This is a genomic window from Nitrospirillum amazonense (assembly GCF_007828035.1).
Lineage (GTDB): Bacteria > Pseudomonadota > Alphaproteobacteria > Azospirillales > Azospirillaceae > Nitrospirillum > Nitrospirillum amazonense.
In genome coordinates this window covers 92,218-105,327 of the sequence record NZ_VITV01000010.1, presented here as the reverse complement: position 1 = coordinate 105,327, position 13,110 = coordinate 92,218, and the positions used below count along the sequence as shown (strand labels likewise).

The following is a 13,110-nucleotide window of genomic DNA, read 5'->3' as shown; positions in this document are numbered from 1 at the left end:
TTACCACCAGGTGATGTAGAGGGCGGACAGGACCACCAGCACCACCAAGGCCGCGATGTTGAAGCCGGTGGTGGTGGAATAGTCGATGCCCTTCAGCTTGACCTTGATCTGGCCCGGGATGGCGGCCGGGGCCGCCAGCGACACCAGCACCGCGCCGGCCAGGCACAGCAGGAACACGACGCCCACGCGGTCCATGAAGGGCAGTTCCGGCAGCCAGATCTTGAAGGCCAGCGACAGCACGGCGGACCCGATGGCGGCCGTCAGGGCGCCGGCGGCGCTGGCGCGGGCCCAGAACATGCCCAGCAGGAAGATGACGCAGATGCCGGGCGTGAAGAAGCCGGTGAATTCCTGAATGTACTGGAAGGCCTGGTCGAAGTTGCCCAGCAAGGGCTTCGCCACCACGATGCCGATCAGCACAGCCACCACGCTGACGATGCGGCCTACGGCCACCAGATGGTGCTGGGACGCGTTCGTCTTGATGTGGGCGTAGAGGTCCAGGGTGAAGATGGTGGCCACGCTGTTGATCTTGGACGCCAGCGACGCGACGATGGCCGCGACCAGGGCCGCGAACACCAGGCCCTTCAGGCCCGTGGGCAGCATCTTCATCAGTTCCGGGTAGGCCTGGTCGGGCACCGGCAGGTTGGGGATCAGCATCACGGCGGCCAGGCCCGGCAGCACGATGATGACCGGCATCAGCAGCTTCAGGAAGGCCGCGAACACCACGCCGCGCTGCGCCTCGCGTACCGACTTGGCGGCCAGGGCGCGCTGGATGATGTACTGATTGAAGCCCCAGTAGGACACGTTCATGACCCACAGGCCGCCCACCAGGACGGAGATGCCGGGCAGGTCCTTGTAGAAGGGGCTGTCCTTGGTCAGGATCAGCTTGAACTTCTCCGGCACATTGGCCGCCAGCTGGTGGAAGCCGGCCACCACGCCCTGGCCGTCCGCGATCTGGTTCAGGGCCAAGTAACTGATGATCAGCCCGCCCATGACCAGCAGGCCCACCTGCACGATGTCGGTCAGCGCCACCGCCTTCAGCCCGCCGAAGAGGGAATAGGCGCAGGCGAACAGGCCGAGCGCGATCAGGGCGTACATCTGGTCCACCCCCGCCACCGCGTGCACGGCGATGGAGCCCAGCCACAGGATGGAGGCCAGGTTGACGAAGACGTAGACGCCCAGCCAGAACACGGCCAGCGTCAGGCGCACGCTGGGACCGTACCGCTGCTCCAGGAACTGGGGCATGGTGTAGATCTGGTTTTCCAGGAAGATGGGCAGGAAGTACTTGCCCACGATGATCAGGGTCAGCGCCGCCATCCATTCATAGCAGGAGATGGCGAGGCCGATGGCGTAGCCCGAGCCCGCCATGCCGATGATCTGCTCCGCCGAGATGTTGGCGGCGATGAGGGAGGCGCCGATGGCCCACCAGGGCAGCGAGCGGCCGGCCAGGAAATAATCCTTGGCGTTCTTCTCATGGCCGACCTTTTCCCGCGACACCCACTGGGCCAGCAGGAAAATGAACACGGCGTAGAACCCCAGCACCGCGATATCAAGCGTCGCCAAACCCATCGGCGTACCCCCCTTATGTTATTTGGCCTTTCAAGGCCCCCTCAGTCGCCGGAAACGTCCGGCGGACGCGGGCCGCGTCCCACCGCCACCGAGGGTCGGTGGCGGGTCCTCAGTATCAGACTTTACGAAAGCTTCAGCGCGGCGCGCACGGCGGCCACCAGGCCGGCGGCGCGTTCCGCCATCTGGCCCAGATCCACGCCCGGCTTGTACAGGTCGCCGCCGGAACCGAATCCGGTGACGCCGGCGTCCACCCAAGGCTGCAGGTTGGCGGCGGTGACACCGCCCACCGCGTAGACGGCGACGTCGGCCGGCAGCACGGCCTTCAGCGCCTTCACATGGCCTGGGGCGTGGCTGCTGGCCGGGAACAGCTTCAGGTAGCGGGCGCCGGCGCCGATGGCGGCGAAGGCCTCGGTCCCGGTCGAGAAGCCGGGCATGGACACCATGTCCAGCGCCACGGTGCGGGCGATGACGGAGACATCGACGTTGGGCGACACGATCAGCTGGCCGCCCACAGCGCGCACCGCGTCCACCTTGTCCGGCGACAGCACGGTGCCCGCCCCCACCAGGCAATCGTCGCCGAAGGTCTGCACCAGCCGCTCGATGCTGCGCAACGGCTCCGGCGAGTTCAGCGGCACCTCGATGGCGCGGATGCCCGCGTCGTGCAGGGTGCGGGCCACGGCCACCACCTCATCGGGCGTCACCCCGCGCAGGATGGCCACCACGGGCATATGCTTCAACCAGGCTTCGGTCATGACGCGTTCCTTAACAGGCGGGCCCTTCACAGGCGGCCCTTCAGAGGCGGCGGAAATAGGCCAGCAGGCCGGCGGTGGATTGCTCGGCGCCGTTCAGCGCCAGGGCGGTCACGCCGTGGCTGGCCAATGCCAGGGTATATAGGGTGTTCAGCGCCGGGGCGCCGACCAGGACCACCCGCGTGGGCGCCGGCCTGCCCAGCGCCCGGTGCCGGGCCAGCGTGGCGGCCACGTCGCCGCCGATGACCAGGCCGGACAGGAAGCCCAAGGCGTCCTTAGGACTCAGCAGACCCGCCATCTGCCGGGCGCGGGTTTCGAACAGCAGGTGCAGGACGTCGGCGCCCGCCTCCGCCACCCGGGCCAGGCCCTGGTGGAAACCGGCGTCCGGCGTGCCGTCCCAGTCGGCAGCCCCGCGCGCCAGGGTGCTGTGCTTGGACAAGAGGGCGTAGATCTCGCCCGACATGGCGGTGGTGAAGCCGGTGATGCGGCCGTCCGACAGGTCCACCCATTTGGAATGGGTGCCGGGCAGGCACAGCAGGTGGTCGCCGGTGGCGAGATCCGGATGGGTGATCAGGGCACCCAGCACCTGGGTTTCCTCCCCCCGCATGACGTCGGGGGCCCCCTGCAGGTTGGTGCCCTTCACGCCCGGCGCGACATAGACCGGCCGGCCCCCCTCACCTTCGAACGGCAGGTCGATGCGGTGCAGATGCCCGGCGATCTCCCCCGCCCCCGCCGGGGCGGCGGCGTAGGGCACCTCCACCCAGCCGAGGGTGGACCCCACCATGCCGCACAGCAGCAGGGGCAGGCGGCCATGGGCGGCATCCCAGTCGGCCAGCAAGCCGCGCACCGTGTCCGGGAAGCCGCCCGCCGGCACGGCGGCGGCCCCGGGGCCGGTGCGGGTGTCCAGCACGGCGCCGTCCGCGTCAACCAGCGACAGGCGCAGGTTGCTGGTGCCCCAGTCGCCGGCGATGAAGACGGGTGCCGCCATGTCAGTGCGACTCCCGCGTGACGCGGTCGCCGCTGGCGCCCACCAGGAAGTCCAGGTCGCAGCCCTTGTCGGCCTGCATCACATGCTCGACATGCAGGCGGTAGTAGCCGCGCGCCGGGACGGGGGCGGCGGGCTGGGCGGCCAGTTCGGCCCGGCGGCGGGCCAGCTCGGCCTCATCCACCAGCAGGCTCAGGCTGCGGTTGGGGCCGTTCAGCTCGATCTCATCGCCGGTGCGCACCAGGGCCAGCGGGCCGCCGGCGGTGGATTCCGGTGCCACGTGCAGCACCACGGTGCCGAAGGCCGTGCCGCTCATGCGGGCGTCGGAGATGCGCACCATGTCCTTGACCCCCTTGGCCAGCAGCTTGGGCGGCAGGGGCATGTTGCCCACTTCCGGCATGCCGGGATACCCCTTCGGGCCACAGCCGCGCAATACCAGCATGGAGGTTTCGTCCACTTCCAGCGCCGGATCGTCGATGCGGGCCTTGAAATCCTCGATGGTGTCGAACACCACGGCGCGGCCGCGATGGGTCAGCAACTCGGGTGAGGCGGCGTTGGGCTTCATCACCGCGCCATCGGGCGCCAGGTTGCCGCGCAGCACCCAGATGCCCGAGACGGGCTTCACCGGGTTGGCCATGGGGCGGATGACCTCGTCATTGTAGACCTCACCCTCGGCCACGATGTCGCCGATGGTCATGCCGCCGACGGTGACGGCGTCCAGGTTCAGCTTGTCCCTGATCTTGGTCATCAGGCCCGGCAGCGCGCCGGCGTAGTGGAAATCCTCCATCAGGTACTGGCCGGACGGCTGCAGGTCCACCAGCAGGGGGATGTCGGCGCTCAAGGCGTCGAAGTCCTCCAGCGACAAGTCAACGCCCAGCCGGCCGGCCAGGGCCAGCAGGTGGATCACGGCGTTGGTGGACCCGCCGATGGCGGCATGCACGCGGATGGCATTCTCGAACGCGGCGCGGGTCAGGATGCGCGACGGCTTCACGTCTTCCTTCACCAGGGCGACGATGCGGCGGCCCGTCTCATGCGCCATGGCGCGGCGGCGGGCATCCATGGCCGGCAGCGTGCCGTTGAAGGGCAGCGACAGGCCCATGGCCTCGATCAGGCAGGCCATGGTGGAGGCGGTGCCCATGGTCATGCAGGTACCGGGCGAGCGGGACATGCCGGCCTCCGCCCCCATGAAGTCCTTCAGCGTCATCTCGCCGGCGCGCACCGCCTCGCTGAACTTCCACACGTCGGTGCCCGAGCCGATGTCCTTGCCGCGGTACTTGCCGTTCAGCATGGGACCGGAGGAGATGACCATGGTGGGTAGGTCGACGCTGGCCGCCCCCATGATCTGGCCGGGGGTGGTCTTGTCGCAGCCGCCCAGCAGCACCACGCCGTCGATGGGGTTGCCGCGGATCGATTCCTCGACCTCCATGGCCAGCAGGTTGCGGAACAGCATGGCGGTGGGGCGCATCTGCGTCTCGCCCAGCGACATGGCGGGGAATTCTACCGGCAGGCCGCCGGCCTCCCACACGCCACGCTTCACATGCTCCGCCACCTCGCGCAGGTGGGAATTGCAGGGGGTCAGTTCCGACCAGGTGTTGCAGATGCCGATGACGGGGCGGCCGTCGAACACGTCGCCGGGCAGGCCCTGGTTCTTCATCCAGCTGCGGTGGATGAACCCGTCGCGGTCCAGTTTTCCATAGCTGTGCGCGCTGCGTAACGTCCGCTTGCCGTCGTCGGTCATCGTCTACCGTCCACCTCGGAGCCTGGAACGGCCCCTGTCCTTGGGCACTGGGTAGGGTGATGGCTGGCCGGACCCTTCAAGGCGCAGGCCTGGTCGTGGCCTGGGCATGCAAGTCAACCGGTCGCCAGCGGCGGCTGATGGCATGGCGCCAAACAGTGGCCGCCCGCACCCGCCGTTTCCCCACCCAATGTCGTTATGGTAGGAGGTTCCGGCGCGGTTCGCGGTATCGTGACCGTGCCGGCCCGAGCCCACGAGCCGGCGCCCAGCCTCCGGTTCTTGGTATGATTTATCGGACAAAAATAGCCTCTGTAAAGGGGATTTGGTGGCATGGGGAATTGCGGCCCGGGTGGGACCGCTCTAACTATCCTTCCTGACCCGGCCGCCCGTGACCCGACGCCCCATGGGCGCCCATGGGCCCAATGCGTAAGGAAGGCGCCCCCATGCCAGACAGCAACCAGACCGCCACCGGTCCCATCGACACACCGGAAGAGCCGCCGCCCGGCGCCCCGGAAGGCGTCACCCAGCATCTTTATCCCGTCTATGGCGATCTGGCGGGCAAGGCCGTGCTGATCAGCGGCGGGGGGTCGGGCATCGGCGCCTATCTCACCTACGCCTTCGCGGCCCAGGGCTGCCGCGTCGCCTTCATCGCCCTGCGTGAGCAGTCGGCCATGAACCTGGTGCAGGCGGTGGAGGCCGCGACCGGCCAGCGCCCCCTGTTCCTGCGCTGCGACCTGCGCGACGTGGAGACGCTGCAGGCCAAGGTGCGCGAGGCGGAGGCGCAGATGGGCGCCTTCGACGTGCTGGTCAACAACGCCGCCCGCGATGACCGCCACGCCACCGCCGACATGACGGTGGCGGAGTGGGACGACAACCTGGCCATCAACCTGCGCCCGCAGTTCTTCCTGGCCCAGACGGTGGCGCCGGGCATGAAGCGCGCCGGCGGCGGCGCCATCGTCAACCTGGGGTCCACCGCCCATAATTTGGGCCTGGCGGGATACCCGGCCTATGTCGCCGCCAAGGCCGGCGTCACGGGCCTGACCCGGGCGCTGGCCCGCGAGTTCGGCCCCGACGGCATCCGCGTCAACACCGTGGTGCCCGGCTGGGTCATGACGGAACGGCAGCAGCGCCTGTGGGTGACGCCCGAGGCCCTGGCCGAAACCCTGGCCGCCCAATGTCTGAAGCGCCCCCTGTCAGGCGAGGACATCGCCAGCGCCGTGCTGTTCCTGGCCTCTCGCGCCTCATCCATGATGACGGGGCAGTCGCTGGTGGTGGATGGCGGCCGCACCATGGGCTGAAGTCAGATCACCCCTGTCGCCCCGCCCCTGGGTCCCGCCAGCAGGCCAGCCACGCGGATCAGCGCCCCCTTCAGCGACGCCGCGTCGGGGGCAGCGCCCAGGGCCAGGCGCACAGCGGCGGGCACCGGGGTGTCGGATGAGAGGAAGGCGTCGCCCGCCACCAGGGTAAGGCCGGTGCGGGCGGCGCGCTGGACGAAGGCGTGAGGCGTCCAATCGGGTGGCAAATTGAGCCACAGGTGCAGGCTGTCGGGCTGGGCCTGGTAGCTGCCCGGGGGCAGCAGCTCCGCCGCCAGGCGCTGGCGCGTCACCGCCTCGGCCCGGATGGCCTCCGCCAGGGTGGCGGCGGTGCCGTCCAGGATCCAATCCGCCGCCAGGCCGGCGGCCAAGGGCGAGGGCATCTGCGTCTGGGTACGCAGCACGCCCTCGAACCGTTCCGCCTGGATGGCGTCGGGCGCGGCGACATAGGCGGTGCGCAGAGCCGGCGTCAGGCATTTGGACAGGGTGGCCACGTGCCATACCTGGGCGGGCGCCAAGGCCGCCAACGGCGTGCCGGGGGTGGCCGCCAGCGCGCCATAGGCGTCATCCTCCACCACCGTCAGACCCTGGGCCTGGATGACGGCGGCCAGGGCCTGGCGCCGCCCTTCCGACATCGTCGCGGTGGTGGGGTTATGGTGGGTGGGGGTGCAGTAGAGCAAGCGGGCGCCGCTGCTGCGGCAGGCGGCCGCCACCGCATCGGGCACCAGCCCCTCGCCATCGCAGTCCACCGCCAGCACCCGCAGCCCCAGGCGCGCCGCGACGGCGGTGAAGCCGGGATAGCTCAGCGTTTCCGCCAGCACCACATCGGCCCGCTGCGCCAGCAGGGACAGGAGGGCGTGCAGCGCCGCCTGCGCCCCCGGCGCCACCAGCACGCGGTCGGCATGGGGACTGGTGTTGGCCGCCAGCCCGGCGGCGATGTAGCGGCGGCGCAGCCAGGCGGCCCCGGCGGTGCGTTCCGTCGCGCCGCCGCCCGCGGCGCGATAGCCCAGACGGCGCCCCAGGTCCGGTGCCCGCACGAACCGCTCCAGCCCCTGCGCCAGGTGGGTGCGCAGCAAGGCCAGCGGTTGCGGCGGCACGTTCATGGACATGTCGATGTCGCCCTGGGCCAGGGGCGCCATATCCGCCGCCGCGCGGTCGGAGATGAAGGTGCCCCGCCCCACCACGCCCGACAGCAGGCCGCGATGCCGCGCCTCGGCATAGGCGCGGGTGACGGTGGTGAGATCGATGCCCAGCGCCTCCGCCAAAGCCCGCTGGGTAGGCAGGCGTTCCCCCGGCACCAGGCGGCCGGCGCCGATGTCGGCCGCCATGGCGTCGGCGATGGCCAGGTAAAGCGGCCCGCCCCGGCGGTCCAGACGGGGTTTCCACAGATCATCGTCAGCCACGGTCACCTCCCCGTCCATATTGCGGGCCTGCCCTTATTGCATGGATTATGCGTATGCGGACAATTGGCATGGGAAGCCCTGCAACCGCCTTATGCCATGATTTCCATCAAGTAGTGTCGGCTGACACAGCGACGGCGCCATCCGCTATGCTAGCTGTCCCCGGTTGATCCTGAAGGGGAAGGGATAGAATGCGGGGCAGTGAGTTCGCGGATCTGCGCGCGTTCGCCACCATCGTGGCCTATGGCACCTTCGCGCGGGCGGCGGTGCAGTTGAGCGTCTCCCCCTCGGCGCTTAGCCAGACCATCCGGGGTTTGGAGGCGCGGCTGGGTGTGCGCCTGCTGAACCGCACCACGCGCAGCGTTTCCGTCACCGATGCCGGTTCGCGCCTCTATGCCCGCCTGAAGCCGGTGCTGGAGGAACTGGAGGCCGCCGTCGCCGACGTGAACGACCTGCGTGAGCGGCCGGCCGGCACCCTGCGCCTGACCTCCTCCCGCGTCGGGGCGGAGCGGTTCCTGGCGCCCATCCTGGGGGATTTCCACCGCGCCTATCCCGACATCGTCCTGGACACCACGGTGGATGACGTGGTGCGCGACATCGTGGCGGAAGGGTACGACGCCGGCATCCGCCTGGGCGAGATGATCTCCGACGACATGGTGGCCATCAAGCTGGGCGGCAGTTTGCGCCAGGTGGCCGTCGCCACCCCAGAATACCTGGCCCGCCACGGCGTGCCGCAGCATCCGCGCGACCTGCTGGACCACGCCTGCATCAACTGGCGCTGGACGGAGACGGGCCGCATTTACCATTGGGAATTCCAGGAACCTGGCGGCGACTGGTTCTCCGTCGCGGTGAAGGGCCCCATCATCGTCACCGACCGCAGCATGGTGCTGGCCGCGGCCCTGCAGGGCGTGGGCATCGCCCTATGGCTGGAGGACCGCATCCTGCCCTATGTCCAGGACGGCCGGCTGGTGCCCATCCTGGAGGAATGGTCGGGCGCCTTCCCCGGGTTTTTCCTGTGCTATCCCAAGCAGCGGCATACGCCCCTGCCGCTGCGCGTCTTCACCGATTTCATGCGCGCGACCTACGGCTGATTATATACCGGCCCCTTCATTAACCGTTTCGACTATGGCGCATACCCCACAGAGCGGACACGCCCCATCTTCAGCGCATCCCCCGGCCCCTGGTCCCGTTTTGGGGCCCATTTTCCGGGCCGGCCTTCAGGAAGGATGCGGATCATGGTCAACGACACCCAACAGGTCTGGTTCATCACCGGCGTTTCGCGCGGCTTCGGCAGGGAGTTGGCGCGCACCCTGCTGGATCAGGGCCAGGTGGTCATCGGCACCACCCGCGACGGCCGGAGCGACCTGCCCGCCGACGGCCGGCTGCACATCCTGCCGCTGGACGTCACGGACGCGGCCCAGGTCAAGGAGACGGTGGCCAAGGCCCACGCCCTGCACGGCCGCCTGGACGTGGTGGTCAACAACGCCGGCTATGGCCTTCTGGGCGCGGTTGAGGATGCCGACACCGCCGCCACGCGCCAGATGTTCGAGGTCAATTTCTTCGGCGCGCTGGCGGTGATGCAGGCGGCCCTGCCGCTGATGCGGGCGCGGCGGTCCGGCCACATCGTCAACATCACCTCCATCGCCGGGCTGGCCCCGGGCGTGGGATCCGGCCTGTACGCCGCGTCCAAGTTCGCGCTGGAGGGCGTGTCGCTCAGCCTGGCGCAGGAGGTGGCGCCCCTGGGCATCGGCATCACGCTGGTGGAGCCGGGCGCCTTCCGCACCGATTTCCTGACCGATCATTCCCTGCGGCTGACCGGCGCCCCCATCGCGGACTATGCCGCGACGGCCGGGGCGGCGGTGGCCCGCCTGCAGGCGCTGAACGGCAGACAGCCGGGGGACCCGGTGCTGGCCGCCCGCGCCATCGTGGCCGCCGTGCGCTCACCCAACCCGCCGCAGCACCTGGTGCTGGGCACCGACGCCTGGAACCGGGTGCAGGCCCGGCAGGAGGCGTTCACCACCAACCTGGCCGACTGGCGGTCGGTCGCGCTCAGCACCGACTTCCCGGCTTAAGTGTCTTCCGGGCCCAAGGTCAGATCGTTTCCAGGCGGCGGCGCGTGTCCGCCGCCTGGTCGCGCAGCGCCTTGCGGTCGGCGGGGTCCATGCGCGCCAGCTGGCGATAGGGCAAGGCCAGCCGGGGGTTGGCGGACAGGGCGGCCGCATGGCGATCCAGGAAGTCCCAGTAGAGCGCGTTGAAGGGGCAGGCGCGCGGCCCCACCCTGGCCTTGCGGTCGTAGCGACACCCCCGGCAATAGTCGCCCATGCGGTCAATGTAGGCCGCCCCCGAGACGTAAGGTTTGGTGGCCATCAGCCCACCATCGGCGAACTGGCTCATGCCCAGGGTATTGGGCAACTCCACCCATTCGAAGGCGTCGATATAGACGCCCAGATACCAGCGGTGCACCGCGGCCGGATCAAGGCCGGCCAGCAGGGCGAAGTTGCCGATGACCATCAGGCGCTGGATATGGTGGGCGTAGGCGTGGCGCAGCGACTGTCCCACCGCGTGGGCCAGGCAGCGCATCCCCACCTGGCCGGTCCAGAACCAGGACGGCAGGGGCAGGTCGTGGCCCAGGGCGTTGCGGTCGTCGTATCCCGGCATGTGGGCCCAGTAGACGCCGCGCACATATTCGCGCCACCCCAGGATCTGGCGGATGAACCCCTCCACGGCCGGCAGCGGCGCCACCCCGCGCCGCCATTCCTCCTCCACCCGCGCCACCACCTCGGCCGGCGACAGCATCTTGGTGTTGAGGGCGAAGGACAGCAGGGAATGGAACAGGCGCCAGCCCCGTATGCTCATGGCGTCCTGATAGTCACCGAAGTGCCGCAGGCCTTGCGCCAGGAAGGCGTCCAGCTGCGCCAGCGCCTCGGCTCGGTTCAGGGGCCAGGGCAGCCGATCCGCCATGGGATCACCGAAGCTGCCGACCCCGGCGGCGGTGATGGCCCGCCACAGGACGCCATGGTCGTGCCGCGGCCGGCTGTCATCGGGCTCAGCCGGCAGGCCCGGCCAGGGCTTGCGGTTGTCGTGGTCGAAATTCCACTGACCGCCCACCGGCCCGCCATCCGGTTCCAGCAGCACCCCATGGACGCGGCGCATGTGGCGGTAGAAATGCTCCATCAGCCAGCGCCGCCGCCCCTGGAACAGCGCAGCGGCGGTGTCGCGGGCGCTGAGGAAATGGTCGGTGTCCACCATGCGGGCCGACGGCCCCAGGTGCCGGGCGTAGTCCGCCAACTGGCGGTCCAGCCGCCATTCGTCGGGCGCCTGGTACTCGAACGCCGTGGCGCCATGCCGGTCGCGCAGCAGGTCCAGGTTGGCGGGCAGCGCCTGGCGGTTGGCGGGATCGTCGATGGCCAGGTAATCCACCCGGTGACCAGCCGCCCGCAGGTGCCGGGCGAAGTCGCGCATGGCGGCGAAGATGGCCAGGATCTTCTGGGCGTGGTGCAGGACGTAGTCCGTCTCCTGCCGCACCTCCATCAGGGTGTAGACCACGGCCCCGTCCACCTGGTCGAACCACCGGTGGTGGGGATTGAGCTGATCCCCAAGGATCAGGCGCAGCACCGTCATGGGCGCCCCCGCGCCGCGCGCCGGCACCGGTCGGAACAGTATTTGACCTCCTCCCACACCCGGGACCATTTGCGCCGCCAGGCGAAGGGGCGCCCGCACTGGGGGCAGATCTTGGTGGGCAGGTCCGATTTCCGCCGCATGCGCATGGCGTCGCTTCCTGGGATCACAGATCGAGGCTGAGCTGGCCGCGTGCGACGGGACGGGGCCGGGAGCGCGGGGCCGCCGGCTTGCGCGAGCCATGGCGGTCGACCAGCGCCGGCACCACGGCCTTGACCGCCGGCTGGGCCCGCAGGCCATGCACGCGGGCCTTGGCCGCCCGTGTCGCCGTTTCCAGGTCCACGATGGGCAAAGGGACGTCGCGTCCCACCCGTACGCCGCAGCGGTCCTGCACCTCCGGCGGCATGCGCCACGGCTCGAACAACCAGCTGTCCGGCACCCGCCGCAGGGCGGGCAGCCAGCGGCGGACGAAGCGGCCCTGGGGGTCATGGTCGCGGGCCTGCTTCAGGGGATTGTAGACACGGGTGGTGTTCATGCCCGTGGTGCCCGATTGCATCTGCATCTGGCTCCAGTGGATGCCGGGTTCGTAGTCCAGAAACTGGCGGGCCAGCCACAGGCCCACCGGGCGCCAGTGCAGCCACAGGGGATAGGCCGCGACCGAGACCAGCATGGCCCGCATGCGGAAGTTGATCCAACCGGTCTCACGCAGCATGGCGACACAGGCGTCCACCAGCGGCCAGCCGGTACGCCCAGCCACCAGCGCCTGGAAATGGGCCTCGTTCCATTCCCCTTCGCGCAGACCATCGTAGCCGGGGTGCAGGTTGCGCCATTCCAAGGCGGGCTCGCTTTCCAGCTTCTGGATGAAATGGCAGTGCCAGTGCAGGCGGCTCAGGAAGGCGGCCAGGCCCTGGCGACGGGGATCCGGCCCATCCGGCAGGTCCGCCAGCCGGCGGCGCGTCGCCTGCACGACCTCCCGCAGGCTGACCGCGCCTTGGGCAAGATAGGGCGACAGGCGGGAACAGGCCGTGGGCGCGGAAAGGGGCGAGGAAAGCCCGCCGCGATAGCGGCCGCTGCGATCATCCAAGAAGCTGTCCAGGATCGCCAACCCCTGGCGACGCCCGCCAGCCTGGCGCAGGGGCGGGTCGGCGGCGTCCAGGCCCAGATCCGCCGGACCCGGCGGCGGTGCGTCCGGCCACGGAATCGGGGAGAAGACCATCGCCGGCACCGGCAGGCGGGGTGCGGCCATGCGGGTCTCCCATGCCGCCTGCCAGGCGTCGCGGCTGTCCAGGCGGCGGATGACGCCGAATTGCGGCGTCTCATGCCATGGCACGCCGTGGTCGCGGCACCACCGGGCCACCGCCCGGTCCCGCCGGTAGGTCAGGTCGTTGCCTGTTTCCTCATGGGAATGGAGTGCGGTGAAGGGGGCCTGGCGGTACAGGCACTCCAGCACCTCCACCACTTCGCCCGTCACCACATGCAGGACGCCACCCCGTCGGCGAAGCTCCGCCGCAAGGTCGCTCAGGCATTCGAGGATGAACTGGTAATGCTGGTTGGCGGCATCGGGCTGGCGCCAGAAGCTGGGTTCGATCACGTAAAGGCACAGCACGGGGCCCTGCCCCGCCGCCCGATGCAGGGCGGCGTGATCGTCCAGGCGCAGGTCGCGCTTGAACCAGACGACGCTGTAGGTCATGGCCCCCTCCGCCTCAATCACCCCCGGCGCGGTGCCGGGTCATGACTTGTACGG

The 13,110-nt window shown here is 69.8% G+C and carries 11 protein-coding genes; 3 read left to right on the top strand and 8 right to left on the bottom strand.

Annotation, left to right across the window (positions count from 1 at the left end; translation table 11 throughout):
- The 4 genes from FBZ87_RS23360 to FBZ87_RS23345 form a co-directional block, all read right to left on the bottom strand.
- A complete protein-coding gene (locus FBZ87_RS23360; RefSeq protein ID WP_145613002.1) occupies positions 1–1,566 on the bottom strand; it encodes a sodium/sugar symporter in 1,566 nt (521 codons plus the stop codon).
- 122 nt (positions 1,567–1,688) lie between these two features.
- Positions 1,689–2,318 carry a 2-dehydro-3-deoxy-6-phosphogalactonate aldolase gene (locus FBZ87_RS23355; protein WP_145613001.1) on the bottom strand — a complete coding sequence of 210 codons (630 nt, stop codon included), beginning with the start codon at positions 2,316–2,318 and terminating at the stop codon, positions 1,689–1,691.
- A gap of 40 nt (positions 2,319–2,358) precedes the next feature.
- On the bottom strand, positions 2,359–3,303 hold the full coding sequence (locus FBZ87_RS23350; RefSeq protein ID WP_145613000.1) for a 2-dehydro-3-deoxygalactonokinase: 945 nt from the start codon (positions 3,301–3,303) through the stop codon (positions 2,359–2,361).
- Position 3,304: 1 nt separating this feature from the next.
- Entirely contained in the window at positions 3,305–5,038 is a 1,734-nt protein-coding gene (locus tag FBZ87_RS23345; protein WP_145612999.1) for an IlvD/Edd family dehydratase, read from the bottom strand.
- 440 nt (positions 5,039–5,478) lie between these two features.
- On the opposite strand from FBZ87_RS23345, the gene FBZ87_RS23340 reads away from it, so the two are divergent.
- The gene (locus FBZ87_RS23340; protein ID WP_081486692.1) at positions 5,479–6,333 is read left to right on the top strand and encodes an SDR family NAD(P)-dependent oxidoreductase; all 855 of its coding nucleotides are present in this window, start codon (positions 5,479–5,481) and stop codon (positions 6,331–6,333) included.
- Positions 6,334–6,335: 2 nt separating this feature from the next.
- Here FBZ87_RS23340 and FBZ87_RS23335 read toward each other — a convergent pair whose 3' ends face one another.
- Positions 6,336–7,751 (bottom strand): aminotransferase-like domain-containing protein, encoded by a 1,416-nt coding sequence (locus FBZ87_RS23335; protein ID WP_246134550.1) that lies wholly within the window; start codon positions 7,749–7,751, stop codon positions 6,336–6,338.
- Positions 7,752–7,939: 188 nt separating this feature from the next.
- Between FBZ87_RS23335 and FBZ87_RS23330 the strand changes: the two genes are divergently transcribed.
- Both FBZ87_RS23330 and FBZ87_RS23325 read left to right on the top strand, forming a co-directional pair.
- The gene (locus tag FBZ87_RS23330) at positions 7,940–8,839 is read left to right on the top strand and encodes a LysR family transcriptional regulator (protein ID WP_145612997.1); all 900 of its coding nucleotides are present in this window, start codon (positions 7,940–7,942) and stop codon (positions 8,837–8,839) included.
- A 144-nt stretch (positions 8,840–8,983) separates the two neighbouring features.
- Entirely contained in the window at positions 8,984–9,820 is an 837-nt protein-coding gene (locus FBZ87_RS23325) for an oxidoreductase (protein ID WP_145612996.1), read from the top strand.
- 19 nt (positions 9,821–9,839) lie between these two features.
- On the opposite strand, the gene FBZ87_RS23320 is transcribed toward FBZ87_RS23325, so the two are convergent.
- The 3 genes from FBZ87_RS23320 to FBZ87_RS23310 are packed head-to-tail and all read right to left on the bottom strand — an operon-like array spanning position 9,840 to position 13,056.
- A complete protein-coding gene (locus FBZ87_RS23320) occupies positions 9,840–11,369 on the bottom strand; it encodes a cryptochrome/photolyase family protein (protein WP_145612995.1) in 1,530 nt (509 codons plus the stop codon).
- Positions 11,366–11,509 (bottom strand): DUF2256 domain-containing protein, encoded by a 144-nt coding sequence (locus tag FBZ87_RS23315; RefSeq protein ID WP_145613074.1) that lies wholly within the window; start codon positions 11,507–11,509, stop codon positions 11,366–11,368. Before FBZ87_RS23315 ends, FBZ87_RS23320 begins: the two co-directional genes overlap by 4 nt.
- 23 nt (positions 11,510–11,532) lie before the next feature.
- Positions 11,533–13,056 carry an FAD-binding domain-containing protein gene (locus FBZ87_RS23310; protein ID WP_145612994.1) on the bottom strand — a complete coding sequence of 508 codons (1,524 nt, stop codon included), beginning with the start codon at positions 13,054–13,056 and terminating at the stop codon, positions 11,533–11,535.
- Positions 13,057–13,110 lie beyond the last annotated feature (54 nt).